General features: G+C 69.6%; 22 protein-coding genes and 1 pseudogene. 12 read left to right on the top strand and 11 right to left on the bottom strand.

What is annotated here, in order from left to right:
* Nucleotides 1-34 precede the first annotated feature (34 nt).
* Entirely contained in the window at nucleotides 35-1951 is a 1917-nt protein-coding gene (locus tag ACQPWU_RS17185) for an aconitate hydratase (protein ID WP_433441139.1), read from the bottom strand.
* A gap of 635 nt (nucleotides 1952-2586) precedes the next feature.
* On the opposite strand from ACQPWU_RS17185, the gene ACQPWU_RS17180 reads away from it, so the two are divergent.
* The 3 genes from ACQPWU_RS17180 to infA all read left to right on the top strand — a co-directional run bounded on the left by ACQPWU_RS17180 (nucleotide 2587) and on the right by infA (nucleotide 5313).
* Nucleotides 2587-4065, top strand: a complete 1479-nt coding sequence (locus tag ACQPWU_RS17180; protein ID WP_433441137.1) for an alpha/beta fold hydrolase — start codon at nucleotides 2587-2589, stop codon at nucleotides 4063-4065.
* Nucleotides 4066-4298: 233 nt separating this feature from the next.
* The gene (locus ACQPWU_RS17175) at nucleotides 4299-5096 is read left to right on the top strand and encodes a GNAT family N-acetyltransferase (RefSeq protein ID WP_433441135.1); all 798 of its coding nucleotides are present in this window, start codon (nucleotides 4299-4301) and stop codon (nucleotides 5094-5096) included.
* Nucleotides 5089-5313 (top strand): translation initiation factor IF-1, encoded by a 225-nt coding sequence (infA, locus tag ACQPWU_RS17170; RefSeq protein ID WP_433441133.1) that lies wholly within the window; start codon nucleotides 5089-5091, stop codon nucleotides 5311-5313. The genes ACQPWU_RS17175 and infA overlap by 8 nt, the downstream gene beginning before the upstream one ends.
* A 436-nt stretch (nucleotides 5314-5749) precedes the next feature.
* Here the strand turns inward: infA and rraA (ACQPWU_RS17165) are convergent, their stop codons facing one another.
* Genes rraA (ACQPWU_RS17165) through ACQPWU_RS17155 form a run of 3 tightly spaced genes read right to left on the bottom strand, consistent with a single transcriptional unit; the run spans nucleotide 5750 to nucleotide 8116 of the window.
* On the bottom strand, nucleotides 5750-6229 hold the full coding sequence (rraA, locus tag ACQPWU_RS17165) for a ribonuclease E activity regulator RraA (RefSeq protein WP_433441131.1): 480 nt from the start codon (nucleotides 6227-6229) through the stop codon (nucleotides 5750-5752).
* Nucleotides 6230-6243: 14 nt separating this feature from the next.
* Nucleotides 6244-7398, bottom strand: coding sequence for an MFS transporter (locus ACQPWU_RS17160; protein WP_433441129.1), 1155 nt, complete (start codon nucleotides 7396-7398; stop codon nucleotides 6244-6246).
* A complete protein-coding gene (locus ACQPWU_RS17155; protein ID WP_433441127.1) occupies nucleotides 7391-8116 on the bottom strand; it encodes a GntR family transcriptional regulator in 726 nt (241 codons plus the stop codon). Before ACQPWU_RS17155 ends, ACQPWU_RS17160 begins: the two co-directional genes overlap by 8 nt.
* A 215-nt stretch (nucleotides 8117-8331) precedes the next feature.
* Between ACQPWU_RS17155 and ACQPWU_RS17150 the strand changes: the two are divergent.
* Nucleotides 8332-9429 (top strand): annotated as a pseudogene (locus ACQPWU_RS17150) (aconitase family protein); the annotation flags it as partial.
* A 409-nt stretch (nucleotides 9430-9838) separates the two neighbouring features.
* Here ACQPWU_RS17150 and ACQPWU_RS17145 read toward each other — a convergent pair.
* Nucleotides 9839-10537 (bottom strand): hypothetical protein, encoded by a 699-nt coding sequence (locus ACQPWU_RS17145; RefSeq protein WP_433441125.1) that lies wholly within the window; start codon nucleotides 10535-10537, stop codon nucleotides 9839-9841.
* A 351-nt stretch (nucleotides 10538-10888) separates the two neighbouring features.
* Between ACQPWU_RS17145 and ACQPWU_RS17140 the strand changes: the two genes are divergently transcribed.
* Nucleotides 10889-14404: a BTAD domain-containing putative transcriptional regulator gene (locus ACQPWU_RS17140; RefSeq protein WP_433441123.1), complete on the top strand. Its 3516-nt coding sequence runs from the start codon at nucleotides 10889-10891 to the stop codon at nucleotides 14402-14404.
* A 161-nt stretch (nucleotides 14405-14565) separates the two neighbouring features.
* On the opposite strand, the gene ACQPWU_RS17135 is transcribed toward ACQPWU_RS17140, so the two are convergent.
* Complete coding sequence (locus ACQPWU_RS17135) at nucleotides 14566-15066, bottom strand: SRPBCC family protein (RefSeq protein ID WP_433441121.1); 501 nt, start codon at nucleotides 15064-15066, stop codon at nucleotides 14566-14568.
* A 71-nt stretch (nucleotides 15067-15137) separates the two neighbouring features.
* On the bottom strand, nucleotides 15138-15725 hold the full coding sequence (locus tag ACQPWU_RS17130) for an SRPBCC family protein (protein WP_433441119.1): 588 nt from the start codon (nucleotides 15723-15725) through the stop codon (nucleotides 15138-15140).
* A 174-nt stretch (nucleotides 15726-15899) separates the two neighbouring features.
* Here ACQPWU_RS17130 and ACQPWU_RS17125 point away from each other — a divergent pair, with 174 nt between their 5' ends.
* From ACQPWU_RS17125 to ACQPWU_RS17115, 3 genes are all read left to right on the top strand, one after another.
* A complete protein-coding gene (locus ACQPWU_RS17125) occupies nucleotides 15900-16244 on the top strand; it encodes a YciI family protein (RefSeq protein WP_433441117.1) in 345 nt (114 codons plus the stop codon).
* Nucleotides 16234-17454: an RNA polymerase sigma factor gene (locus ACQPWU_RS17120; protein ID WP_433441115.1), complete on the top strand. Its 1221-nt coding sequence runs from the start codon at nucleotides 16234-16236 to the stop codon at nucleotides 17452-17454. Before ACQPWU_RS17125 ends, ACQPWU_RS17120 begins: the two co-directional genes overlap by 11 nt.
* A 158-nt stretch (nucleotides 17455-17612) precedes the next feature.
* Nucleotides 17613-17735 (top strand): hypothetical protein, encoded by a 123-nt coding sequence (locus ACQPWU_RS17115; RefSeq protein ID WP_433441113.1) that lies wholly within the window; start codon nucleotides 17613-17615, stop codon nucleotides 17733-17735.
* Here ACQPWU_RS17115 and ACQPWU_RS17110 read toward each other — a convergent pair.
* Both ACQPWU_RS17110 and ACQPWU_RS17105 read right to left on the bottom strand, forming a co-directional pair.
* Nucleotides 17711-18388, bottom strand: coding sequence for a response regulator (locus ACQPWU_RS17110; RefSeq protein WP_433441111.1), 678 nt, complete (start codon nucleotides 18386-18388; stop codon nucleotides 17711-17713). The genes ACQPWU_RS17115 and ACQPWU_RS17110 overlap by 25 nt on opposite strands.
* A complete protein-coding gene (locus ACQPWU_RS17105; RefSeq protein ID WP_433441109.1) occupies nucleotides 18385-20025 on the bottom strand; it encodes an ATP-binding protein in 1641 nt (546 codons plus the stop codon). Before ACQPWU_RS17105 ends, ACQPWU_RS17110 begins: the two co-directional genes overlap by 4 nt.
* 97 nt (nucleotides 20026-20122) lie before the next feature.
* Between ACQPWU_RS17105 and ACQPWU_RS17100 the strand changes: the two genes are divergently transcribed.
* The 4 genes from ACQPWU_RS17100 (at nucleotide 20123) to rraA (ACQPWU_RS17085) (ending at nucleotide 23652) form a co-directional block, all read left to right on the top strand.
* A complete protein-coding gene (locus tag ACQPWU_RS17100; protein ID WP_433441107.1) occupies nucleotides 20123-21121 on the top strand; it encodes a Bug family tripartite tricarboxylate transporter substrate binding protein in 999 nt (332 codons plus the stop codon).
* A complete protein-coding gene (locus tag ACQPWU_RS17095) occupies nucleotides 21118-21624 on the top strand; it encodes a tripartite tricarboxylate transporter TctB family protein (RefSeq protein ID WP_433441105.1) in 507 nt (168 codons plus the stop codon). Before ACQPWU_RS17100 ends, ACQPWU_RS17095 begins: the two co-directional genes overlap by 4 nt.
* Entirely contained in the window at nucleotides 21624-23111 is a 1488-nt protein-coding gene (locus ACQPWU_RS17090) for a tripartite tricarboxylate transporter permease (protein WP_433441103.1), read from the top strand. Before ACQPWU_RS17095 ends, ACQPWU_RS17090 begins: the two co-directional genes overlap by 1 nt.
* Before the next feature lie 70 nt (nucleotides 23112-23181).
* The gene (rraA, locus tag ACQPWU_RS17085; RefSeq protein WP_433441100.1) at nucleotides 23182-23652 is read left to right on the top strand and encodes a ribonuclease E activity regulator RraA; all 471 of its coding nucleotides are present in this window, start codon (nucleotides 23182-23184) and stop codon (nucleotides 23650-23652) included.
* A gap of 321 nt (nucleotides 23653-23973) precedes the next feature.
* On the opposite strand, the gene ACQPWU_RS17080 is transcribed toward rraA (ACQPWU_RS17085), so the two are convergent.
* The gene (locus ACQPWU_RS17080) at nucleotides 23974-24438 is read right to left on the bottom strand and encodes an iron chaperone (RefSeq protein ID WP_433441098.1); all 465 of its coding nucleotides are present in this window, start codon (nucleotides 24436-24438) and stop codon (nucleotides 23974-23976) included.
* A gap of 66 nt (nucleotides 24439-24504) precedes the next feature.
* Complete coding sequence (locus tag ACQPWU_RS17075) at nucleotides 24505-24960, bottom strand: carboxymuconolactone decarboxylase family protein (protein ID WP_433441095.1); 456 nt, start codon at nucleotides 24958-24960, stop codon at nucleotides 24505-24507.
* Between the last annotated feature and the right edge of the window lie 142 nt (nucleotides 24961-25102).

Here is a 25102-nt window from a genome sequence, read left to right as displayed (position 1 = left end):
ATCGGCACAGCAGCGGCGCCGAGCGTTTCCGCGACTAGCGATCGTCAGCATGCCTGACCGCGGGAATCCAGCCACCTGCCAAGACCATGGCACGCTGGCGGGCGGACAGGCGGTGCCGGAGGATCACGCCACCGGCGTTGATCTGGTTTCCTGTCTCCACCGCCTTGCGCAGCCCGTCCAGCCGCAGTTCGTCGCCCTGGGCGATTCGGTCGTAGTCGGCTTCGTCGGCGAACTCCAGTGCCAGGACGCCGAAATTGGCAAGGTTCTGCCAGTGGATGCGCGCGAAGGACTTGGCGATCAGGACCCGGAGCCCGAGGTAGCGGGGGACGATGGCGGCGTGCTCCCTGGAGGAGCCCTGGCCGTAGTTGCGCCCGCCGACGATGGTGTGCGGCCCCGCGGCGCGTGCCCGCTGAGGGTAGGTCTCGTCGATCTGTCCGAAGGCGAAGTCGGCCAGCGCCGCGATGTTGCTGCGGTACGGCAGCGCCCGCGCGCCGGCAGGCAGGATCTCGTCGGTGGAGACGTCGTCACCGACCTTGAGCAGGACCGGCAGGGTGAGCGAGTCCGGCAGCGGGTCCAGCTCGGGAAGTGAGCCGATGCTGTCGGCCTTGACCAGGGCGACCTGGCGGGCCTCCGCGATCGGCAGGGGGCGCTGCAGCGGGGTCGTGATGGCGCTGGCGATTCGCGGCTGCCGTACCTCGGGGAGATCCAGGCCGAGGTCGCGCGGGTCGGTGATGGCGCCGGTGAGCGCGGCGGCGGCGGCGGTTTCCGGCGAGCAGAGCCAGACCGAGTCGTCGTGGGTGCCCGAGCGGCCGGGGAAGTTGCGGGGGAAGGTGCGCAGGCTGTTGCGGCCGACGGCGGGGGCCTGGCCCATGCCGATGCAGCCCAGGCAGCCGGTCTGGTGGATGCGGGCGCCGGACTCGATCAGCGCGGTGAGTGCGCCGGTCTTGATCAGGTCGGCCAGGACCTGTCGCGAGGTCGGATTGATCTCCAGAGAGACCTGTGGATGCACCTGTCTGCCGCGCAACATCTCCGCCACCACAGCGAAGTCGCGCAGGCCCGGATTGGCCGACGAGCCCACCACGACCTGGTGGACCGGCTCGCCGGCGACCTGCCGTACCGGGACCACGTTTCCCGGCGAGCCGGGCCTGGCGATGAGCGGTTCCACCGCGGACAGATCGATCTCGTCCCGCACGTCATATCCGGCGTCCGGATCGGCCGCCAGCTCCACGTAGTCGCCGGCCCGTCCCTGGGTGTCCAGGAACTCCAGGACCCGCTCGTCGGAGGGAAAGACGGACGTGGTGGCGCCCAGCTCGGCGCCCATGTTGGCGATCACGTGCCGGTCCATCGCGCTCAGCGCGTCCAGCCCCGGGCCGTGGTACTCGATGATCTTCTGTACGCCGCCCGAAACCCCGTGGCGGCGCAGCAACTCCAGAATGACGTCCTTGGCGCTCACCCATCCCGGCAGCGCGCCCGCCAGACGTATCCCCCAGATCCGTGGCATGGTCACATGCAGCGGCTGCCCGGCCATGGCCATCGCCACCTCCAGACCGCCCACGCCGATCGCCAGCATGCCCAGTGAGCCGGCGGCGCAGGTGTGGGAGTCGGCGCCGGCAAGCGTCCGTCCCGGCACGCCGAAGTGCTGCATGTGGGTGGGGTGGGAGACGCCGTTGCCTGGCGGCGAGTACCAGATCCCGTAGTGCCGGCAAGCCGAGCGCAGGAACAGGTGGTCGGCCATGTTGCGCTCGTCGGACTGCAGGAGGTTGTGGTCGACGTACTGCGCCGCCACCTCGGTGCGTACCCGGTCCAGGCCCAGCGCCTCCAGCTCCAACATCACCATCGTCCCCGTGGCGTCCTGGATCAGCGCCTGGTCGACGCGCAGCCCGATCTCCCCGCCCGGCCGCATCTCGCCGCCGGCCAGATGCGAGCTGATCAGCTTCTCGGCCAGATTCACCGCTCCACGCCCCCATGGACGGCCTTTTCGAAGTGCTGTGGGAAAGCTCTGTCCCTCAGGTCGCCCTGCCCCCGGGCGCCTGTATCAATCGGCGAGATCCAACCAACTTACGGGGTGGCTCCCGGCTCGCGCCCCGCATGTGACGTGCTGTCACGGCATCCGCGGCGCGCGGTTCTCACTCAGGAGACGGAACGAGGCCTTGATCATGGCACTGAAAACGATCAGCCAGACAGCGGCGGGTCGCGACGCCGTACATGCCGACCGGAAAGACCATGGTCGTCCTGCGCACCGTCTTCGAACGGCCCGTCACCATCGAGGCCAGACAGTCGCACTGAAAGCACGGCAGGTGGTCATGACGGCGCCCGGGGGCGACCTGTGGCGACGACGTGGCGCCCGCAGATGCAAACGACACATCAGCGCGTGATGCTCCGACGCCATGGCTGCGTCGTCCCGTTCTCGGGGCGGTCGTAGCCGGCGGCTCTTTCTGACCTGTCAGGGCTGGAAGTGGCTGATCAAAAGATGCCGGCAGGGTCCGTGGCCGGTGTAGGAAGGCCGGCGGAAGTGGACCGGAAGAGGGCCGTCCTACGCTCATTCCCGCCCGCGGCCTGGCCAGCCGATCTACGATTTAGAGAATTATGCGACGAAAAATACCCATGCTCGCCACCGCCTTCATGATGTTGGCGACGGTTTTACCGTTATCGGCGACCCAGGCGGCCAGCGCCGCGAACGACGAAGGGAAGCGCGGCATCACCTGGGGACCATGTGAGGAGGAGCCGACCGTCGAGTGCGGCACGCTGGCCGTGCCGATCGACTGGTCCAAGCCGTACGGGGCCACCATGAAACTGGCGCTGGCGCGGCGTAGGGCCACCGATCCGTCCGCGCGGATCGGCTCCTTACTGACCAACCCGGGTGGGCCCGGCAACTCCGGGGTGAATGACATCCTGCGGCCGTCCGGGTTCAGTGAGGAGGTTCAGCGGCGGTTCGACATCGTCGGCTACGACCCCCGGGGCGTGGCTCGCAGCGGCTCGACGACCTGTACGGCGTCGGTGTACAACGAGATGCCGTACCCGGTGATGACCAGCCAGGCCGACTACGACAAGTGGGTGGCCTTCGATAGGAAGCTGCACGCCGACTGCCGTAAGCAGACCGGCCCGCTGTACGACCACCTCGACTCGGCCAACGTGGCACGTGACATGGACGCCATCCGGGCCGCGCTGGGCGAGGACAAGCTGACCTCCTACGGCGTGTCGTACGGCACGCTGGCCCAGCAGATGTACGCCGAGATGTACCCGAACCGGATCCGGGCCATGGTGCTGGACAGCAACATGGACCACAGCCTGAACGTCAAGGGCTTCCAGGTGACCGAGGCGGCCACCGTCCAGGACAGCTTCGACGAATTCGTCGCCTGGTGCGAGCGGGACACCGACTGCGTACTGCACGGCCGCGACGTCAAGGCGCTGTGGAAGGGGCTGCTGGAGAAGGCTGACCGCGGCGAGCTGTACTGGCCGGGCTTCACCGACCGCCCGGTGAGTGCGCACAACCTGCTGTGGCTGGGCGTGGTGCTCAACGAGGCGCCGGTCTGGCGTCAGGAGGCCAAGGTGCTGCTCGCCCTGGACGGCGGGCCGGTACCGGACGACATGGGCAACCCGCCCGGCAACGGGCCCGTGGACGGCGAGTTCGCCGAACTGCCGACCGCGATCCTCTGCCAGGACTGGAACCTGTCGCTGCGCAACTACGACGAGTACGCCGAGGTGATGCGCGTCTCCAACGCGGTGGCGCCTGACCTGCGCTACAACCCGATGCCGATGGGCGACATGCCGCTCTGCCAGAGCCACCAGGTCCCGGTCAACAACCCGCAGCATCGGCTGCGGTACACCGGGAGCACGCCGCTGCTGGTGGGCACTTCCATGCACGACCCGGACACGCCGTACGAGTGGTCGGCGAACGTGGCCCGCCAACTCGGCGCCAAGGCCACGCTGCTCACGTACGAGGGCTGGGGCCACGGCATCTACGGCATGACCCAGTGCACCACGGAAGCGATGGACAACTACCTGATCTCGCTGACCGTGCCCGCGCAGGGCGCCCGCTGCCCGGCGGAAGAGCCGCAGGGCTGAAGCCGGACGGTGCCGGGCTGACACCCATCAGCCCGGCACCGTGCTGGAAAAACAGTTGGACGTGCTCGCGTACCTGCTGATAGGTTTCCGCGAACCGTGACAAGCACGCGAGGAGGTGAGACCCATGAACGCTGTATCGATGTGGGTGCTCCCCCTCGTCGTCACGGTCGGGCGATTGACGTAGGTGTCGCCTGGGAGCGCCGCAACAGGGCAATCCCGGAAGGCAACATCTTATGGAATCTGTGCATCTCACCGCCCGTACCGACGGGCAGGCCGTGACGATCGAACGCGTCGCCGACGGCTCATGGCACGCCGTGGAGGACGACCAGGTGGTCGGCCGCGGCGACATCTCAGGCAGGCCCGACGGGCGGATGTTCGTCAGCATCGATGCCTGGCACTGCGCCGTCTTCGACCGGCTCGCCGGCGCCATGCTGGCGGAGCTGCCGAGGCCGCTGTACACGCTGGTCGACGAGGACGACCTCGACCTGGCCTCGCATTGGGGACGGGCCGGGTTCACGGCGCGGCGGCGCGAGTGGGAGTGCCTCGTGCCGACCGACCCGGGCCTCACGGGGCTCGGCCCGGTGCTCCCGCCGCCGGGGGTGACGATCGGGCCGGCGGAGGAAGGCCCGCTGCGGGCGCTGGACCGCGTGATCCGCGACGAGGTCGAGGCCGCCGTCGGCTGGCGGGAGATGCCGGCCGAGGTGCTGCCCCGCCCGGCCGCGCCGGACCTGTCGAGGTACACGGTGGCGGCGGAGGCCGGCGAATACGTGGGGTTCGTCCGGCTGGCGGCGGTCACCAGGCAGCCGCGGATCGGGCTGGTCGCCGTACGGTCCGGCCGCCGGCGCCGCGGGATCGGGCGGGCGCTGCTCGCCCGCGTACTGGATGACCTGCACCGCCGCGGGATCGAGGCGGCGTCGGCCGAGGTGAACGAGTCCAACACGGCGGCCATGGCACTGTTCGAGGCCATAGGTGCCCGCCGTACGGGCAGCAACCTAGAACTGGTGCTGGAAGGAAGTGAACAACATGGCTAGGACAGCAGGCGGCATAGAAGTCGAAGGCACCGTCACCGAGTGCCTGCGCAACGCCACCTTCAGGGTGGAACTGGAGAACGGGCACAAAGTGCTGGCCCACATCAGCGGGAAGATCCGCAAGAACTACATCAAGATCCTCCCCTTCGACCGGGTGCTGGTGGAGCTCAGCCCATACGACCTGACCCGCGGCCGGATCCTCTACCGTTACCGCAACTAGGCGATGGCGTCGATCAACCTCGCGATCTCCGTGCCGAGTTCGGTCAGCGTGTATTCGGCCCGGAGCGGCGCGGCGCATCGGTCCGTCGTTCCGCTGGGGAGCGACGAGCACGCAGTGCACCCAGTTGCGAACGAGCACGTCGATGACCGTACGGGCCGCGCACTTGATCGGCGAACCACTGGGCGTCCGTGAGCCCGCCAGTCTGCCGCGTCACGGTCCGAGCGGGCTATGAAGGTCCTGTCGGCGGTGCAACGCCTTGTCGGGTGGTGACGCTGGTCGGCTGGCGATCCGGTATTCGCTGATGAGGCCGCCGGGGATGGCTTTGCGGTGGACGCCGTGGTCGGCCAGGTCGATGGGGGTTGTCGGTCCTGTTTCGGCCTGGGCCTCCGAAGCCGGATGCTCGCCTGGAGTGCCTGCCGGTCGAAGGTCGCGTAGGTCAAAGTGGGCGGCGAGAAGTCACGAGGATGCCGTCGTCATCAGAGAAGAGCTCGGCACCGGGGTGGAAGACCGCGCCGCCGAAGCTGACCGGGACGTCGCGTTCGCCGGTGCCCTGCTTGCCGCTCTTGCGGGGGTTGGAGCCGAGCGCCTTGATGCCCAGGTCCAGCTCGCGCAGTGCCACGACGTCCCGGACGGCGCCGTTGATCACTATGCCGGCCCAGCCGTTCGACACCGCCAGGCCGGCGATGACGTCGCCCATGAGCGCGGTGTGCAGTGAGCCGCCGCCGTCCACGACCAGCACCCGGCCCTCCCCGGGCTCGCCGAGGATCGACTTGAGCAGGGCGTTGTCCTCGTGGCAGCGGACGGTCACGACAGGGCCTGCGAAGGCGCGGCGGTCGCCGTACTGACGCAGTTGCAGGTCGCAGGAGTCGAGCTGGTCGCCGCGCTCGTCGTACAGGTCGGCGGTGACGATGGTCATGATGAGGAGCCTTTCTACGGATCGACGGGAAGCCGCCGGGCGGCCACCCCGGCCCAGCCGAGGCTGAGCGCGGTCACGAGCAGGACGCCCCCAGTGCCGAGGCCGGCGGCCACGAGGCCGGCCGCGCCCGGGATGACGAGCTGGCCGGTACGGTTGCCGACCAGGCGCAGCGACATGGCCCGGCCCCGCATGCCGGCCGGGGCCGACTCTGCCAGCCACGACATCGTCAGCGGTTGCCCCACGCCGAGGCCGAAGCCCACGACGACGAGCAACGCTCCCAGCAGCCACAAGGGCATGGGCACCGGGGTGAGCAGCATGGCGAGGGCCGCACCGAGCGTGCTGACGACCAGCAGCCGGCGCCGGCCCACCGCGCGGGACAGGCGGCCGAGGAAGAAGCGCGAGGTCATGGACGCCAGGCCACGCAAGGTGAGCAGGAGCCCCACGGTGCTCGCCGTCAGGCCCAGCTCGGTGCCGAGCGCGGGCAGGTAGGTCAGAGTGATGTCCACCGCGGCCAGCACCACGCAGCTCGTCAGCAGGGCGTGCGCGAGGCCGGGCATGCCCAGCAACGACCGCAGGTCGCCGCCCTCTGCATTCGACTGGCCGGACGGGTGGCTGGGCAGCAGCGCCGACAGTGCGAGCAGCAGCACGGCCAGGCCGCATGAGGCGGCGAAGATACGGCCGGTGTCGGGGATGGCACCCGCACCGCCGAATGCGGCGATCAGCATCGGGCCCGCGGCCTGGCCGAGGGAGGCGGCGAAGGTGTAGTGCCCGAAGGCGGTGTCGTGGCGGCCGCGTTCGGTGGTGTTGGCGACCAGTGCCTGCTGGGCGATGACGCTGCCCAGGTGACCGGTGCCGAGCAGGATCCCGGCCACGACCAGCCCGGCGACGGTGTGGCCGAGTGCGGCGAAGGCTACGGCGGCGGCGGTGAGCAGGAAGGCGCCCGCCACCGCCATGCGCCGCTCGCCGTAGCGGTCGGCGGCATGCCCGGCGGGCAGGGCCAGCAGCAGCGGCGCCAGCGCGAAGCTCGCGCCGAGCACGCCAAGCCAGGCCGACGGCACGCCCAGCTCGATCGCGCGGTACGACATGGTGGGACGAAGCACGAAGGTGATGACCTGAGTTCCGACAGAGTGAGCCAGCAGGACGGCGTGCCGATGCCATTCGTCAGGCATCGGTCTCGCCTGCGTCAGCGGTATCTGATTCGGTCTCACCCGGCACAGCGTGCTTGCGCAGGCGCCAGGCGGCCTGGGCGCCGAGGCTGGTGTCGATGTGCTCGCGCATGACGGCCGCGGCCGAGTCGGCGTCGCCGGCGATCACGTACTCCAGAAGGGCCTCGTGTTCGGCTGCCTTGCGGTCGCGGGCGGCCTGTCCGCGCTCGACCTCCAGGGCCAGACGGCGGTAGCGGTCGGCCTTGTCCCACAGCCCATCGAGGGTCTGAATGAGCAGGTCGTTGTGCGAGGCGGAGTAGAGCGCCGCGTGGAATTTGCGATGCTCGACGAGCTGCTCGTAGGCGGGGTTGCCGGGCAGCGGCTTGAGACCGTCGAGGGCGGCACGCATGGCGGCGATATCGGCTTTCGTCCGGCGTTCGGCGGCCAGCGCGACTGCCATGGGATCGAGGCTACGGCGCAGCTCCAGCAGGTCGCGGGCCTCCTCAGCGGCCAAGGGCGCCACCCGGGCGTCGCGGTGGGCGTCGAGCTCGACCAGGCCCTCGCTCTTCAACCGGCGCAACGCCTCACGTAGCGGTGTGGTGCTGATGCCGATCTCCCGGGCCAGTTGCGCCTGCGCGATGACGGAGCCCGGGGGCAGTGTCCCGGACAGGATCAGCTCTTTTACACGAAGGTAGGCGAAGTCTGCCTTGGTGGTGTAGAGCTCAGCCGCTGATTCGCTCATCGCAGTCCTGTCTGATCGGTAGCCGTTATAACCTACACCGATCTCCCGACAAATCAGCAAGTATCAAGAGACATAGAGCCCGCGTGCTTCTATGAGCACGTGGACGTTATGAGGTATCTGAGCGGATCGTTGCGTTACATTCCAGAAACGAAGGGTTGACGTCATAGGTTATAACGACGCAGAGTGTGCGGCATCGCAGGCGACGGCGGCCGGCCGCGATCCTGTCCGGCAACCGCAACTTCGAGGGCCGCATCCAGCCGGAGGTCCGCTCCAACTACCTCGCCTCCCCGCCACTCGTCGTCGCCTACGCCATCGCCGGCAGCATGGACCTCGACCTGACCGCCGAACCCCTCGGCACCGACCCCGATGGCCGTCCCGTCTACCTGCGCGACCTGTGGCCCAGCCCCGACGAGGTACATGCCGTCATCGAGGAGGTGATCCGGCCGGAGATGTTCACCCGCGCGTACGCCGACGTGCTCGAGGGCGACGAACGCTGGCGCAGCCTGGACGTCCCCGGCTCGGCCACGTACCCGTGGGACCCCGCCTCCACTTACGTGCGTCGCGCCCCCTACCTCGACGGCATGTCACCGGAACCGCCGCCGCTCACCGACATCACCGGCGCCCGCGTCCTGGTCAAGCTGGGCGACTTCATCACCACCGACCACATCTCACCGGCCGGGGCCATCCTCCCGACCAGCCCCGCCGGCCGCTACCTGACCGAGCTGGACGTGCCCCGGGGCCGGCTCAACACCTACGCCTCCCGCCGCGGCAACCACGAGGTCATGATGTGCGGCACCTTCGCCAACGTCCGCCTGCGCAACCAGCTCGCCCCCGGGACCGAAGGCGGCCTCACCCCGAACCTCCTGGCCGACGGCCGGATCACCAGCGTGTACGAGGCCGCCCGCGCCTACCAGGCCGCCTCAGTGCCCGCCGTCGTCCTGGCCGGCGAAGGGTACGGCGCAGGCTCCTCCCGCGACTGGGCCGCGAAAGGGCCCGCGCTGCTCGGCGTGAGAGCCGTCCTCGCCAAGTCCTTCGAACGCATCCACCGCTCGAACCTCGTCGGCATGGGCGTCCTCCCCCTGCAGTTCCTCCCCGGCCAGGGCCCCGACGAGCTCGGCCTGACCGGCCACGAGAGCATCACCATCACCGGGCTCGCCGCACTCGACGGACCGGACCTCCCACCGACGCTGACCGTCGCCGCCGACCGCCTCACCTTCCAGGTCCGCCTCCGCCTCGACACCCCGCGCGAGGCCACCTACTACCGGCATCGCGGCATCATGCCCTACGTCCTACGCCACCTGCTCCAACATTGAGACCTCTTTCGCGTTCCTCTCCTGCCTGACCAGCGCAGGATGGCCGTGGTCGCGTAGGTTGCAGTCAAGAGGAGCTCGGCCGATCATCATGCCGCATGCGTCTGCTGCGGGCCCGAGCTCGCGCACGCCGCGCGAAGCCCGACATGCCCACGAGCTGGGCGGACGCAATTAGCGGCAGGCGCAGTGCCCTTGTATCACTCCGCGAACCGGGGCCCGCGGGGTGCGTGCGCGCCGAACTCCCAGCCGTTTCCAGCCCGCTCCGGCACCGCTGGCCCGGGTGTACATGGAACTCGGGGCGTACGTGCACGACGCACCCGCCCAGGTGCTGGGCACGCCGTAGACCTCCGGACTGGTCCGAAGGTCTACGGTCATTCAGACGGTCCCCAACACTTGCGGGCCGCCGACAAGATCAGATCGGCATCGAGGAGGTCACACGCCAGCCTTGGCTATTGGTCGGCGCATTGGAGACGATGTCGGTCTGGGTGCCGTGCCACCAGCATCTGTTGTCTTCGAGCTGCCAGTAGGCCACGTCGTAGGTGATGTCGAAGGTGTCCACTCCGAATTCACCCATCAGGCGGGTGTGCGGTGGGACGGGGTTGCTGGCCGTAATGGTGGTCGACGACGTCATCGACTTTGTGACGCTACTGCTGACCGAGGCGGAGAACGTCACATCCAGAAGCTCGGATTTGAACGTGTCGCTGACTCCGAGAGTGACCGAATTGGTGACCGAGAATGTTTTCGACTCGGTTGTGGAGAAGGTCCCCATCCCAGTGGTGTCGGTTCTGTTGTCGACGAACGCCGTGGCAACTGGAATGAATCTCGGTGTCACCTGCCTGATCCAGAAGGTGAGAAGGACGTGCTTGTGGGTGTGGCCGTCAGGGAATCGAAGGAACCTGACGATGGGATTGCCATTCTCGTCCTTGAAGTTCGGATCGGCGGTGGACTGGTCGAACTGGTAGTGGTAACTTTCGCCTGGATAGGGCAGGCAGGTATAGGCCGCCGATGCCGTTCCCGGGATCGCCACCAACAGTCCTGCGGCCAGCGCCAGCGCCAGCGCAAACCGGCGCCATCGACGTCGGATCTTCCCTCGGTCAACTGTCGTCGACATGAAGTCCCTCCTTCGCGAGCGTTCTTACATCGAGGCATGCATCGCCTACGAGGCCGGGTGACCCGACCTGAGCACCCTGGCCACGTGCGTGATCCATTGGCGACACGCTCCCTTCGCGTGCACCGATAGGCAGGTGTTAAGGAGCGCTGAGATCTGATGCGCCTGGGGAAATGGATCCGTCTAAGACGGTAGGGCCGATTCCGCCTCATGTCTGGATGAACACCGTTGCTCTATTCGTCAGGAAACGGAGAGTCAGCTGATCAATGAAGGCCGGTCCTGTGATGAGCGTCAGCGCGATCATCTGACTGCCGGGACGCTACGGCGATGGCATGGCGTGGCTATGACTCGGCGATGACTCCGCCCGTCATCCGCACGCCTTCCTGCGGCGAACAGTTCGCAGAGGGCTGGGACGGGAGGCACGGGGCGATGCGGTTTCGGATGCTGGGGCCGTTACGGGTCCACACCGGCGGTGAGTGGGCACGGGTGGCCGCCGAGCAGCAGCGGGTGGTCCTGGCTGTGCTGCTGGTCGAGGCCGGGCGAGTGGTGGACACGGACAGGCTGGTGGACGCGGTGTGGGGTGAGCGGCCACCGCGGACGGCGACCAACACGATCGCCGCGTACGTCACGCGGTTGCGCCGGCTCGTGGGCGGCGACGTCCTGGCCGGGCGACGGCGCGGCTATGAGCTCCTCGCCGACGACGATGGCGACATCGACGCGGTGGTGTTCGAACGAGGCGTGGCGTCAGGGCGGCGCGAGTTGGAGGCGGGCCGTCTCGAGAGCGCTGCGGCAGGGCTGGGCCGGGCGCTGGCAGTGTGGCACACTCCCGAGCCCGTGCTGGCGGATGTGCCGCCTACTCGGTGGGTGGAGGCGCGGGCGTCCCAGCTGGAGCAAGTGCGGCTGGGTGCGGTCGAGGACCACGCCGATGCGCGGCTGCGGCTGGGCCGGCACGCCGACATCGTTGAGGAGCTGGATCGCCTGGTGCGGGAGAACCCGCTGCGCGAACGGCGCTGGGCCCTGCTGATGACGGCCCTGGATCGGTGCGGGCGGCGCGCCGAGGCGCTGGAGGCCTACCAGCGTGCGCGTCGCGTCCTGCGGACCGAGCTGGGTCTGCAGCCGGGGCCGCGGCTGCGAGAGCTGCAGCAAGCGATCCTCATGGAAAACGAGCGGGAGGCCGCCGCGGAAAGCCCGGCCATGTCGCGGGCGGTGCCGGGCCGGCTGCCCGCGTGCGGCGACCCGGTCGCGACGCCGGTGGCCCTCATGCGGGGCTGGCCGCTGGTGGGGCGGGACGGAGAGCTGGACACGATCCGGTCGTGCCTGGGGCGGGGCGAGGCGAAGGGCGTGGTGATCTCGGGCGAGGCGGGCATCGGCAAGACCCGGCTGGTCCAGGAGATCCTGGCACTGGCGCAGGCCCAGGGCCGCCGCACCGAGTGGGTGGCGGCGACGGGCGCGCTGGCCTCGATCCCGTTCGGCGCGGTGGCCAACCTGCTTCCCGCGGGCCAGATCCCCGACGACCAGGGCTTGCCGGTGCTGGTGGCGGCGGCCGAGCGACTACAGGAGTACGGCCCGGCTCAGCGCGTGGTCATCGGCGTCGACGACGCGCACCTTCTCGACACGGGATCGGCGGCCCTGCTCGGTCATCTCGTGGCGCAGGGCCTGGCCTTCGTGGTGGCGACCTGCCGCGCGGGAGTGCCCGTACCCGACACGATCACGACGTTATGGAAGGACGGCCACGCGCCATGGCTCGACCTCGGGAGCCTGCCGGCGGCCGCCGTGGACCGGCTGGTCGACCACACGCTCGACGGGGACGTCGACGGGGTGACCCGGGGCCGGCTGCGCGAACTGGCGGCAGGCAACCCCCTGGCGCTACGCGAGCTGTTGTCAACGGCCATTGCCGACCAGACTCTTCAGCAGAGGCACGGCGTGTGGCACTTCACCGGCGGCTACCGTCCTCAGGGCGCCCTCCGGCAGCTGCTCACCGACCGGCTACACCCGCTCGAGCCGCGGACGCGCCTGCTGCTGGAGCTGCTGGCGTGCGGTGAGCCACTCCCGCTCGCCCTGCTGGCGCAGCTGGTGGACCCGGCCTGCGTCGACGAAGCCGAAGCCCACGGACTGGCCGTCTCCGAGCGCGAGGGCAACCGCCTGCACCTACGGCTGGCCCACCCGCTCTACGGCGAGGTGCTGCGCGCCGGCCTGCCCGCCGCCCGCGCACGACAGTTGTGGCGGCGGCTCGCCGACGCCCTGCTGAGTACCCGGCTGCGCCGTCGAGACGACCTGTTGCGCGCCGCGATCTGGCAGGTCGAAGGCGGCGCGGTGGTACGCGCGGACGTTGTGCGGCGAGGCGCGCGTCAGGCCATCGACCGGGCGGATCTCGCACTCGCCGAACGGCTTGCGCGAGCGGCCCGGGACGCCGAACCGTCCGTGGAGGCCGACGCCTTGCTCGCTGAGGTGCTGGAATACCGGGGCCACAGCGGTGAGGCGGCAGCCGTCCTGCAGGAGGAGCCCCCGTCGGGCGATGAGGAGTTGCTTCGATGGGCGCTGATCCGCGCCGAGACCGCGTACTGGGGGCACGGCGATGCCGTCGCGGCCGAGCAGGCCCTGGACCTCATTGGCGGCCGGCCGGGGGAAGACCTGGCACAGGGGATCCGCTCGTGGATCCTGCTCCACGACGGACGCTGCGCCGCCGTGCTCGATGTCGCCGACCAGCTCCTGGCCACCGGCTCGGCAGGCGCGCAGGCTCTCATCTGGGCCACCGCCGCGGCCACCGCGGCCGCCGGCTTCCTCGGGCGCGCGGAAGAGGTCACCGATTACCACGAGCGAGGGCTGGCCCTGGCCGCGGCGAGTCAGGCGGAGCTGCCCTGGGGCGTGGTCGAACTCGACATCGCCCGATGTCTGGCCTACCTGGCCATGGGCGACATGCGCACGGCGTGGACCATCGCCGACGAGGGCTACCGACAGGTGCTGTCAGGCTCCAGCCCGATGATGTCGGCCGGCCACGTCGGCTTTCGCGGGCTGGTGGAGTGCGCCCGGGGCAAGCCGGCCAGCGCCGGCAGATCGCTGCGCGAGGCGATCAGCGCACTGGAGGGCAGAGATACCCTGCGGCTCACCCGTACCTTTCTGGCGGGGTTGGCCACGGCGTGCGCCCTGAGCGGCGAGCCACGCAACGCCCGTATGTGGATGGACCGCGCCGACCTGGCCGCCAACGGCGCCAACCGGCTCTTCACCCCATGGGCCATGCTCGGCAACGCGTGGACTCTGGCCGCCGAAGACCGGCTCAACGACGCGGCGCACGCCGCCCGGTACGCGGCCGACCTGGCCCGCGGCATCGGGCTGCCCACAGTTGAGGCGCTGGCCCACTACGACGTGCTCCGGCTCGGAGGTGACACCGACCGGCATCGGCTCGACGAGCTCGACGCGATGCTCGCCACCCCCATGAGCCGCGCACTGACAACCGCGGCTCGCGGGCTCCAGCAGGCGAACGGCAAGGCGCTCAGCGCTGCCGCCGGGACCTTCGTCCAGCTCGACCAGCACCTGCTCGCCGCCGAGGCCACGACCTGCGCGGCCGGGATCTACCGTAAGGCCGGATTGGCGAGTCAGGCGGCGCTGGCGCGCGAGCGGGCAGCCGCGCTGCACCGGCAATGCGAGGGCGCCGTCACGCCGTTGCTCAAGCGCGAGCAGATCTCGCACGTGCTCACGCGCCGCGAACGCGAGGTGGCGCTGCTGGCCGTCCGGCACACCAGCCGGACCATCGCTACACTCCTCGGGTTGTCGATCGCCACCGTCAACAACGCCCTGGCCCGCGTGTACACCAAACTCGGCATCTCCAGCCGGGCTCAGCTCGCCGACCTCCTCAACGTCTCCCGGGAATGACGGTCTCCGGCACCTGGCCACACGAGCGACGGCCTCTTGTTCTCTCGATGGGGATCCGCTCATGCCCCTTTCAGCCATGCCGCGTCGGCAGGAATCTGCGGACGGTCCCGCTCGTCCACCCGCGGCGGCCGCGTTTCGTACGTCGGCTCGGGCATGTGCGATCACATTGTGCGTCGCCTGATCGCCGCCTCGAGGTTGTCGAGCTCGTCGCCGCGATGGGCGCGGTGCTGCTGCGTCCAGGTTTCGTCGTGGAGGGGATCGACCGTCATGACCACGTTCGTACGGTCACCGGCGACCTCGATGTCGATGGTCGTCAGGTGCTCATACGGCTCGTGGCCGGGCACGAAGTCGATCCGTGACAGGTAGGCGAGACGGGTCGGCGGTGCGACCTCGGTGAACGTCTTACGCAACTCGCTCGAGAGCGGCATGCCGGCGTTGCGCATGAACGCGACCTGTTCCGGCGCGGTCGCGGTCATGGTGTACCGCAGCTGACCGCTGGGCCTGAGCTCCAGCTCACTCACCCGGGTCTCGAAGCCGTCGGGGGCCCACCACTCCTCGAGGCCGGCGGCGGTGGTACACAGCTCCCAGATGAGCTCCGCCGGAGCGTCGTAGGTACGCTCGAGCCGCGCGGCCTTCGGGCTGGGCGTGGGTTCGGTGGTCATCGATTCTCCTCGGTTGGTTGGGTTGGGGTCGGCGTAGGAGGATGGGCAGGTCGGCGCTTCCCTGGCTGTGTTCAGTCCCAGCGGCTGATTTCGCCTGCGGGATAGGCTGCGAACGCCTCGCTCTCGGCGCCGGTCTTGAGGCTGGTCAGGTAGGCGCCCCAGTTGGTGCTGCATCCGCTCATGAATTCGCCGGCCTGTTGCCAGCCGGCGTGGGTGAACAGAAGAGTGGTGCCGCCGTCGCCGCGGGGTCGGAGGGTGAAGGTGATCCCGGTGTCGATCCAGGTGTCGGGTCCGTCGGTGACCCGCCACACCACCTGGTCCGGGGTGTCGGTCAGGACCTGCATGACGGCGGCGGGCTGCTCGGCGTCGCCGAAGTAGACGCTGAAGCTGGAGCCGATGGTGTGTCCGCCGGTGAGCGGCCGCCCGGTCCACCAGCGGGCGATGCCGTCGGTGCTGGCGATGAGGTCGTGTACGCGCTTCGGCGGGGCGTCGATGCTGATGCGGTGCAGGATGTCAGGCATTGTGGGTCCCTTCGGTCGGGCGGCGACGAGGACGTCGGCCGGGTCGGTGTGGGCGGTTGCTTGGGGGGCGGTCGTCAGGCCCGGTACCCAGCGCGGCCGGATCACGGTCACGGTGGACGGGGATCGGGCGTTCGTCATCGGCTCCTCCAGCGCCCTCGCCGCCCCCCTCGGGCGGATCTACAGCAGTGACGAACGGCCAAGCGCCGGACGGACACCACCGCGGGAAAAAATCGGCCGGCGGTTGCTGTCCGTCCACGGCGACGCTGTTCGTCTGATACTTGACGCGGCACCAACCCGTGACTTGGAGGACTCATGCAGTACGCGCTGTTGGCCTACACCCCGGCGGAGGACACGGACCGGGCGACGCGCCCGATTCCGAGTACCCTTGCCCCCCTGCTCGACCGGCCGAACGTCACCGGCTGGGCACGGCTCCACGCTGAGGAGTCGGCGACGACGCTGCGCAACGACGAAGAACGGATACTGCTGACCGACGGACCGTTCATCGACAGCAAGGAGTACCTCGCCGGCCTGTTCCTGATCGAGGCCGACAACCTCGACGGGGCACTCGCCACCGCCAAGGAACTGCTCCAGGAGACCAGACCCGGCACCGCGATCGAGGTGCGGCCCATCCTCGACGGACGCTTCCGTGGCGCTTGACGCCGTCTTCCGCGACCAGTGGGGTCGCGTGCTGGCCACACTGGTCGGGATTCTCGGCGACATCGAACTGGCCGAGGACGCGGCCGCCGAAGCGTTCGCCATCGCCGCCGAACGCTGGCCATGCGACGGGGAACCCGCCAACCCCATCGGCTGGCTCGTCACGACCGCGCGCAACCGCGCCATCGACCACCTGCGCCGCCAGCAGGTCCTGGCCGACAAGACGAAACTGCTCGCCCGCGACCTCGAGACCGGGCCACAGCCACCGGAGGCACTCATGGATGACGCTGCCACCATTCCGGACGAGCGACTGGAGCTGATCTTCACCTGCTGTCACCCGGCGCTCGCCCTCGAGGCCCAGGTGGCGCTCACCCTGCGCACCCTCGGCGGCCTGTCCACCGACGAGATCGCGCTGGCGTTCCTCGTCCCGTTCGAGACCATGAGCAAGCGACTGACCAGGGCCAAACACAAGATCCGTCACGCGGGCATACCGTTCGCCCTGCCACCCGATCATCAGCTACCCGACCGGCTGGCGGCCGTCCTCGCCGTGGTCTACCTGATCTTCAACCAGGGCTGGGGCGGCGGCCGCGTCGACCTCGCCGCGGAGGCGATCCACCTCGGCCGGGCGCTCGCCGGCCTGATGCCGGACGAGCCGGAAGTACTCGCGCTGCTGGCGCTGATGCTGCTGCACGACGCGCGCAAAGCGGCCCGCCTGCGCGACGGGCAGATCGTCCCCCTCGACGACCAGGACCGTACCCGGTGGGACACGGAGCAGATCGACGAGGGCCGAGCGCTGCTGCAGCGGGCCATGGCACGAGAGAGCACCGGGCCTTACCTGGTCCAAGCGGCCATCGCCGACCTGCACCTGCATGAGCCCCGCGACTGGCGGCAGATCGCCGCGCTGTACCAGACGCTCGCCGGACAGACCCGCTCTTCGATCGTCGAGATGAACCGGGCCATCGCCGTGGCCGAGATCGACGGCCCCGAAGCCGGCCTGGCCATCCTCGACCGCCTTGACCTCGACCATTACCGATACTTCCACTCCACCCGCGCCGAGCTCCTGCGTCGCGCCGGCCGCGACGGCGAGGCCCACCACGCCTACCGCCGGGCGCTCGACCTCGCGCAGACCGAGCCAGAACAGCGCTTCCTTGCCGACCGGCTGGCCGAGACCACACCCTCTGTCCGGAGTGAGCCCGGCCGCGCCGGCACATGATGGGTGCCATCACCGCCCAAGTGCTTGGACTGGCTCGTACTGCCTCTGGGGATCAGTAGGTGCGGCCACGTCTGTATGAAACGTAGCGGCATGCCAGGGCCTGCCCTCAGCAACACTTCCCGCGCACGTTACGCCGTGGTCAGCGCATCGAAGGAACGGTGAAAGGAAGCCGCGTCGTCGGCCCCACCGGCCTGACCCTCGACTTCGGCGACTTACGGGTCCGCCTCATCGAGCGGGCCGAGCATCTCAGCACCGCCTACGCCGGGCGGTGCCACCGGTAGCGGCGTTCCGGACGGCCGGTGCCGCCGTACCGCAAGGAGACCTCGACCTGGCCGATCGCGGTGAGGTGTTCGAGGTAGCGGCGGGCGCTGACCCGGGAGATGCCCACCTGGGCGGCGCATTCGGTGGCCGACAGCGTGCCGCCGGTCTCATGGAGCGCCTGTTTGACCAGCTGCGCCGTCTCCACGCTCATGCCCTTGGGCAGCGCGGTGGACGTCGCCGAGCCGCCTCCGGCCAGGAACCGGTCCACGTCGGCCTGGCTGGTGATGACCGTGGTGCCCAGGCCGGCGCGCTGGGCGGCGTACCGTTCCAGGCGGACCCGTAGGTCGTCGAAGTCGAACGGCTTGAGCAGGTAGTCGCTGACGCCCCGGCGGGCGGCGCCGCGGACCGCGTCGAGCTCGCGGGCGGCGCTGATCACGATGACGTCGCACTCGTGCCCGGCGGCGCGGATCCGGGTGATGACCTCCAGGCCGAACAGGTCCGGCAGGTAGAGGTCGAGCAGCACCAGATCGGGGTGCAGCTCCGCGATGCGGTCGAGGGCCTGCTCACCGGTGCCGGCCGTGCCGATCACGCGGAAGCCTTCGACCTGGTTGACGAAACTGCTGTTGACCTTCGCGACCATGAAGTCGTCGTCCACGACCAGTACGTCGATCATCTCGAGACCTCCATCGCCTCGTGCCCCGAGACCTCGCCGGCCTGGCCGACGGACATGCGGGCGGTGAACATGGCGCCGTCGGCGGTGTTGGCGACCGCGACCTCGCCGCCGCGGCGGCGGCAGACGAGCTGCGTGAGCGCCAGGCCGATGCCGCGCTCGCCGCCCTGGGCGGCCTTGGTGGTGAAGCCCCTGGTGAACACCTCATGGGCGAGCTCGGGCGCGACGCCCGGTCCTGAGTCGCGGACGACGATCTCGACGCTGGAGGTGTCCTGGCGCAGCTCGACCTCGACCCAGGCGTCCTCGCCGGAGCCGGAGGCCGCGTCGATGGCGTTGTCGACGAGGTTGCCGGTCACGGTGGCCACGTCCGCGGCGTCCAGCGGGTCCAGCCGGCCCAGCGCGGTGCGTTCGGAAAGCCGCAGTTCGACACGTCGTTCGGCGGCGAGGGAGGACTTCGCCATCAGCAGAGCCGACACCGAGGTGTCGCGGATGCGGCTGCTGAGGCTCAGGTCGAGGGACTCGCGGTGCTTGCGTATCGCACGAATGTAGCGGACCACCTCGTCGTGCTCCCTGACCTGGATCAGGCCGGAGATGACGTGGAGCTGATTGGCGAACTCGTGCGCCTGGGCGCGGAGCAACTCGGTGGAGCTGCGGAAGGAGCCGAGCTCGCGTTCGAGCTGGGCCAGCTCGGTACGGTCCCGCAGAGTGGTCACCGAGCCGAGCCGGCGCCCGTCCTTGTCGATCATCATGCGGTTCATCACCAGCACCCGCCCCCGGTGGATGGCGATCTCGTCGCGGGCCTCGTCGGCCCCGGTGAGCACGTCGTACAGGCGGCCCTCGATGCCCAGCGCGGTAAGGCTCATGCCCACGCAGTGATCGGGGAGATCCAGCAGCGCCTTGCCCATGTCGTTGACCAGGGTGAGCCTGCGCTGGGGATCGAGCGCGATCACCCCTTCGGCGATGCCGTGCAGCATGGCCTCGCGGTGCTCGGTCAGGCCGGCGATCTCGCGGGGCTCCATGCCGAGGGTCTGACGTTTGATCCTCCTGGCCAGCAGCCACGATCCGACGCCGCCGAGCACGCTGGCGACGCCGAGATAGGTCAGCAGGTACGAGGACGCGCCGGCCAGCCGTTCCCAGAGCGTGGGAGCGGCCACGCCGATCGAGACCGTGCCGAGGTGGCGGCCGTGGTTGGCCGTGGTGTCCCCGAGAACCGGCACCTGGGCCGCGACCTCGGGGATCCCGTCGATCACCAGGTGACCGGACCACCCTCGCGCCTGGGCGACGCCGGGGTCGCCCAGCGGTAGCGCGGCCCCGACGATGGTGGTGTTGGTGGAGCTGACGATCGTGCCGGCGGCGTTGGCCACGGTCACCGAGGTGACGCCGGACTGCGTCAGCGTCGAGTGCACCACCGGGGCGAGCACCTCGCCGGGCGCGGGCTGGTCGATCCGGGCGCGTACGAGAGGGTTCCACGCCAGTTGCTCGGCCAACGCGGTCACGCGCCGTCCCTCGACGCGGTCGAACGTCGCCGCGGACTGGGCCAGTGAGATCGCGCCGACGGCGAACAGGACCACCACGACGATGGCCAGTTGCAGGCTCAGCATCTCGCCGGCCAGGGTCGGGCGGCGGCGTCTCACGAACACAATGAACACAATCTCCGCTGGTCACACAAGGCAGACGACCGGTCGGCCGGGTTCGCATAATCATGGCGCTGCACTTCTCAACGCGAAAGAGACCATTGTGAGAAATCGGACCTTCCTCGGCGCTCTGGCGGCGCTGTCGATGCTCGCGCTCAGCGCCTGCGGGGCGACCGCGGCCAAGCAGCCCGGCACGGGCGCGGCCGGCGAGCCCGTCAGCGGGCTGCGCATCATGGTGCCCAACACCCCCGGCGGCGGCTACGACACCACCGCGAGGACCGCCGCCAAGGTCATGGAGGACACGAAGATCGCCTCAGGCGTCCAGGTGTTCAACCTGCCCGGCGCAGGAGGCACGGTCGGCCTGCAGCGCACGATCAACGAGAAGGGCAACGGCAAGCTGGCCATGCTGATGGGCCTGGGCGTCGCCGGCGCCTCCTACGCCTCCAAGTCCGAGGCGACGCTGACGCAGACCACGCCGATCGCCAAGCTCATCGAGGAGGCGGGCGCGATCGTGGTGTCGAAGGACTCGCCGTACCAGACGATCAACGACCTGGTGGAGGCGTGGAAGAAGGACCCGAAGAAGGTCACGGTCGGCGGCGGCTCCTCCCCCGGCGGGCCTGACCACCTGCTGCCGATGCAGCTGGCCAAGGCCGTCGGGATCGACCCCAAGCAGGTGAACTTCGTCGCCTACGCCGGCGGCGGCGAGCTGCTGCCGGCACTCCTCGGCAACAAGATCGCCTTCGGGGCGAGCGGCTACGGCGAGTTCCTCGACCAGGTCGAGGCGGGCACGGTACGCATCCTCGCGGTGACCAGCGCCGAGCCCATCGAGGTGGTCAAGGACGTCCCCACGCTCAAGGCGTCCGGCATCGACCTGGTCTTCAGCAACTGGCGCGGCATCGTGGCGCCACCTGGGATCAGTGACGCGGACAAGAAGACGTGGATCGACGCCGTCACCCGGATGCACGACTCGCAGGAGTGGAAGGCCGAGCTGACCAAGCGCGGCTGGACCGACTCCTTCCTCACCGGCGACCAGTTCACCGCCTACCTCGCCGAGCAGGACAAGAGCGTCGCCGCGATCCTCTCCGAACTCGGGCTGGCATGAGCCTGGACACATCGGCGCCGGTGAAGGACCGCGCACAGTACGGCGTGTGCGCGGCCCTCGCCCTGACAGGCGTCCTGGTGATCGCCGACGCTCTGCAGATCACCCATCTGACCAGCAGCAACGACCCCATCGGGCCCCGCCCCGTCCCCATGCTCCTGGGCGCCTGCCTGCTCGCCGTCGCCGTCGCGTACGGCATCGACGTCGCCCGCGGCGGCCGGGGCGAGCCGGAGGCCGGTGAGGACGTCGACCTCACCACCCGCGTCGACTGGCGCACAGTGCTGCTGCTGATCGGCGCCTTCCTGCTCAACGCGGCGCTGATCGACTGGCTGGGCTGGGTCATCAGCGGGACGGTCCTGTTCTGGGGATCGGCCTTCGCCCTCGGTAACCGGCACCACGTGCGCGGCCTGCTGATCGCCGTCGCGCTGGCGTTGATCACCTTCTACGCGTTCGCGATCGGCCTCGGCGTCAACCTCCCGGCCGGCGTGCTGCAAGGAATCCTGTAATGGACAACCTGAACCTCCTGCTCGACGGCTTCGCGAACGTCGTGTCCCCGGGTAACCTCCTGGTCGCCCTCATCGGCGTGATCGCCGGGACCGCCGTCGGCGTGCTGCCCGGCATCGGCCCGGCCATGACCGTGGCACTCCTGCTGCCGATCACGTACGGCATGGACCCCACCCAGGCCTTCATCCTGTTCGCCGGCATCTACTACGGCGGCATGTACGGCGGCTCCACGACCTCCATCCTGCTCAACACCCCCGGCGAGTCCTCCTCGGTCATCACCTCCATCGAAGGCAGCAAGATGGCCAAGGCCGGGCGGGCCGCCCAGGCCCTGGCGACCGCCGCGATCGGCTCGTTCGTCGCCGGCACGATCGCGACCCTGGCGCTCGTGCTCGTCACGCCCTTCGTGGTCAGCTTCGCCATCAGCCTCGGCGCGCCCGACTACTTCGCCATCATGCTGCTGGCCTTCGTCGCCGTCTCGGCCACGCTGGGCAGCTCGCGGGTCCGCGGTTTCGCGTCCTTGCTGATCGGGCTGGTCATCGGCACGATCGGCATCGACGCGGTCACCGGCCGGCAGCGACTCACGCTGGGCATCCCGCAACTCGCGGACGGCATCGACGTGGTCGTCGTCGCCGTCGGCATCTTCGCCGTCGGCGAGGCGCTGTGGGCGGCCGCCCACCTGCGCCGCAAGGCCGCGCCCGTCGTACCGGTCGGACGGACGTGGATGGGCGCCGAGGACTGGCGGCGATCATGGAAACCCTGGCTGCGCGGCACCGCCCTCGGCTTCCCCTTCGGCGCCCTGCCCGCCGGCGGCGCCGAGATCCCCACCTTCCTGTCGTACGCCACCGAGAAGCGGCTGGCCAAGCGGCCGGAGGAGTTCGGCAACGGCGCCATCGAAGGCGTCGCGGGGCCGGAGGCCGCCAACAACGCCTCCGCGGCGGGCACCCTGGTGCCGATGCTGGCCATCGGCTTGCCCACCACGGCCACGTCCGCGGTCATGCTCGCCGCCTTCGAGTCCTATGGCATCCAGCCCGGCCCACTGCTGTTCGAACGTCAGCCGACCCTGGTCTGGACGCTGATCGCCAGCCTGTTCGTGGGCAACCTGCTCCTGCTCATCCTCAACCTGCCTCTCGCCCCCGCCTGGGCCCGGCTGCTGCGCATCCCCCGCCCCTACCTGTACGCGGGCATCCTGTTCTTCGCCTCCATGGGTGCCTACGCCGTCAACGCCCAGCCGTTCGACCTGATCCTGCTGCTCCTGCTCGGACTGCTCGGCTTCGGCATGCGCCGCTTCGGGCTGCCGGTCCTGCCGCTCATCGTCGGCGTCATCCTCGGCCCGCGCGCCGAGCTCCAAGGCCGCCGCTCCCTGCAACTGTCCGGCGGAGACCTGTCGGGCCTGCTCGGCGGGCCCGTCTCCTACGTCATCTACGCCGTCGTCCTCATCCTGCTGACCTGGCCATTGATCAAGCTTCTCGTCCGGAGGCAATCCCCGTAGCGGGGGGTGGAGGGCCCCGACGACTGATCGCCTGTACGGTCGTGACGACGTCCCGCAGAAAGGCCGCACCATGACCATCATCACCGCAGACCTGTACGACGAGCGGGGCGACCAGCTCGACTCCTGCGACCTCCAGCTCTCCCAGTACGGCGGCCGCCGAGCCTTCGCCGGCACCGTCGTCACCGTCCGCTGCCATGAGGACAACGTGCTGCTCAAGTCCGTCCTGGGCGAGCCCGGCGAGGGACGCGTCCTGGTGGTGGACGGTGGCGGGTCACTGCGCACCGCCCTCATGGGCGACCTCATCGCCGGCCTGGCCGTCGCCGGCGGCTGGGCAGGCGTGGTCATCAACGGCGCCGTACGCGACGTCGCCGCCCTGCGCCGGCTGGACCTGGGCATCAAAGCCCTGGGCTCCAACCCCCGCAAGAGCGGCAAGGCGGGCACCGGCGAACGTGACGTCCCGGTCGCCTTCGGCGGTGTCACCTTCCACCCTGGAGCCGAGCTGTTCAGCGACGACGACGGCATCCTCGTGAGCCGCACCTGAGGCTTGCCAACCGAACCACTGGCCACCTCGCCGGGCCGGCCGACGCCCTCTTCTTGAGGTGCCACTGGGCGGGGGCTGGAGGGTGAACCCCTGGAACGTCACCGGCGTTGTGGCGACATGAGCGGGCGAACCGGTCACGGCGAGAAACGCTGAGCGCGGCGGCGCCGGCCGTGGCCGCGGCGGTCTGCGCCAAGGCCGGCCGGTCGCTGACGGCCCAGGAGTGGGCCGGCTTCGTTGCCGCGCTCCCGTATCGGGAGATCTGCCCGTCCGCGACCGCGCGCGTGCCGTGACGCCGTTCACTCGAGACGGCAAGTGGAGGCCTCAGCTTGCCGCTTGCTTCACGAGTGCGCTGATCCTCGCCTCGTCGTCGGCGGTCAACTCCGTCAGCGCGAAGGCGGTCGGCCACATGGTGCCGTCGTCGAGGTTCGCCGGGTCGTTGAAGCCGAGGGTCGCGTACCTCGCCTTGAACTTCAGCGCGGGCTGGAAGAAGCAGACGATCTTGCCGTCCTTGGCGTAGGCGGGCATCCCGTACCAGAGTTTCGGCGACAGGGCCGGCGCGCTGGCCTTGATGACGGCATGGATCCGCTCGGCGAGGACCCGGTCCGCTTCCGCCATCTCGGCGATCTTCGTGAGCACGTCGCGCTCCCCGTCGGCCTTGGCCGCAGCCGAGCCGCGGCGCGCGGCCGTCTTCAGCTCCTGGGCGTGCTCCTTCATCGCGGCTCGTTCTTCGTCGGTGAACCCGTCGAACTTCTTGTCGGCTGCGGTCGTGCTCTGCGTTCTGTTCATGGTGGAATTCTCCTTGTTTGCGAACCTTGGTTGGGACAACCGTCTTGCAAAAGGCGCCGGTACGCCTTACCCCCATGCGCCGGCGATCTGCCGGGTGGTGGCGTTGAGCCGGTTGAACATGTTGGTGACGCCGATCATCAGGACGATCGCGGCCAGCTGCTTCTCGTCGAAGTAGGTGGCGGCGGTGTCCCAGACCTCGTCGTTGACCGCGTCGGCGCGGTCGGCCAGCCGGGTGGCGGCCTCGGCCAGCGCGAGCGCCGCCCGCTCCTCATCGGTGAAGTACGGGGTCTCCCGCCAGGCGGCGACCGTGGCCAGCTTCTCCTCGCTCACTCCGGCCTTGCGCGCCGTCTTGACGCCGCCGTCCACGCAGGCGCTGCAGCCGTTGATCTGGCTGACCCGCAGGTGCACCAGCTCCAGCGTCTGCCCCTCCACCCCACCGGAGTGCACGGCCTTGAAGATCTCCTGGATGGGCTGCATCGCGCCGGACAGGATGACGGCGGGGTTCTGCATACGAGACTGCATGGGGTTTCTCCTCTTCAGGTCAGCGCCCCGTTCCCTCGGGGGCGTGACTCCATAACAGCCGGAGAGAGCTACGATGACGACGGCGATGGGACACCCTGGGACAGCTGAAACGGCCCTGACCAGCGGCGACTGCCCCCGGGAA

Origin of the sequence: Nonomuraea sp. CA-141351, assembly GCF_050944675.1 — a bacterium.
Classification (GTDB): domain Bacteria; phylum Actinomycetota; class Actinomycetes; order Streptosporangiales; family Streptosporangiaceae; genus Nonomuraea.
The sequence above is the reverse complement of the archived record's forward strand: the minus strand, read 5'-3'. Positions and strand labels throughout refer to the sequence as shown.

Excerpts from the sequence above, each read along its gene's own strand:
- ACQPWU_RS17180 (WP_433441137.1), top strand. The coding sequence starts at position 2,587 with ATGCGACGAAAAATACCCATGCTCGCCACCGCCTTCATGATGTTGGCG.
- ACQPWU_RS17175 (WP_433441135.1), top strand. The coding sequence starts at position 4,299 with ATGGAATCTGTGCATCTCACCGCCCGTACCGACGGGCAGGCCGTGACG.
- infA (WP_433441133.1), top strand. The coding sequence starts at position 5,089 with ATGGCTAGGACAGCAGGCGGCATAGAAGTCGAAGGCACCGTCACCGAG.
- rraA (WP_433441131.1), bottom strand. The coding sequence starts at position 6,229 with ATGACCATCGTCACCGCCGACCTGTACGACGAGCGCGGCGACCAGCTC.
- ACQPWU_RS17160 (WP_433441129.1), bottom strand. The coding sequence starts at position 7,398 with ATGCCTGACGAATGGCATCGGCACGCCGTCCTGCTGGCTCACTCTGTC.
- ACQPWU_RS17155 (WP_433441127.1), bottom strand. The coding sequence starts at position 8,116 with ATGAGCGAATCAGCGGCTGAGCTCTACACCACCAAGGCAGACTTCGCC.
- ACQPWU_RS17145 (WP_433441125.1), bottom strand. The coding sequence starts at position 10,537 with ATGTCGACGACAGTTGACCGAGGGAAGATCCGACGTCGATGGCGCCGG.
- ACQPWU_RS17140 (WP_433441123.1), top strand. The coding sequence starts at position 10,889 with ATGACTCCGCCCGTCATCCGCACGCCTTCCTGCGGCGAACAGTTCGCA.
- ACQPWU_RS17135 (WP_433441121.1), bottom strand. The coding sequence starts at position 15,066 with ATGACCACCGAACCCACGCCCAGCCCGAAGGCCGCGCGGCTCGAGCGT.
- ACQPWU_RS17130 (WP_433441119.1), bottom strand. The coding sequence starts at position 15,725 with ATGACGAACGCCCGATCCCCGTCCACCGTGACCGTGATCCGGCCGCGC.
- ACQPWU_RS17125 (WP_433441117.1), top strand. The coding sequence starts at position 15,900 with ATGCAGTACGCGCTGTTGGCCTACACCCCGGCGGAGGACACGGACCGG.
- ACQPWU_RS17110 (WP_433441111.1), bottom strand. The coding sequence starts at position 18,388 with ATGATCGACGTACTGGTCGTGGACGACGACTTCATGGTCGCGAAGGTC.
- ACQPWU_RS17095 (WP_433441105.1), top strand. The coding sequence starts at position 21,118 with ATGAGCCTGGACACATCGGCGCCGGTGAAGGACCGCGCACAGTACGGC.
- ACQPWU_RS17090 (WP_433441103.1), top strand. The coding sequence starts at position 21,624 with ATGGACAACCTGAACCTCCTGCTCGACGGCTTCGCGAACGTCGTGTCC.
- rraA (WP_433441100.1), top strand. The coding sequence starts at position 23,182 with ATGACCATCATCACCGCAGACCTGTACGACGAGCGGGGCGACCAGCTC.
- ACQPWU_RS17080 (WP_433441098.1), bottom strand. The coding sequence starts at position 24,438 with ATGAACAGAACGCAGAGCACGACCGCAGCCGACAAGAAGTTCGACGGG.
- ACQPWU_RS17075 (WP_433441095.1), bottom strand. The coding sequence starts at position 24,960 with ATGCAGTCTCGTATGCAGAACCCCGCCGTCATCCTGTCCGGCGCGATG.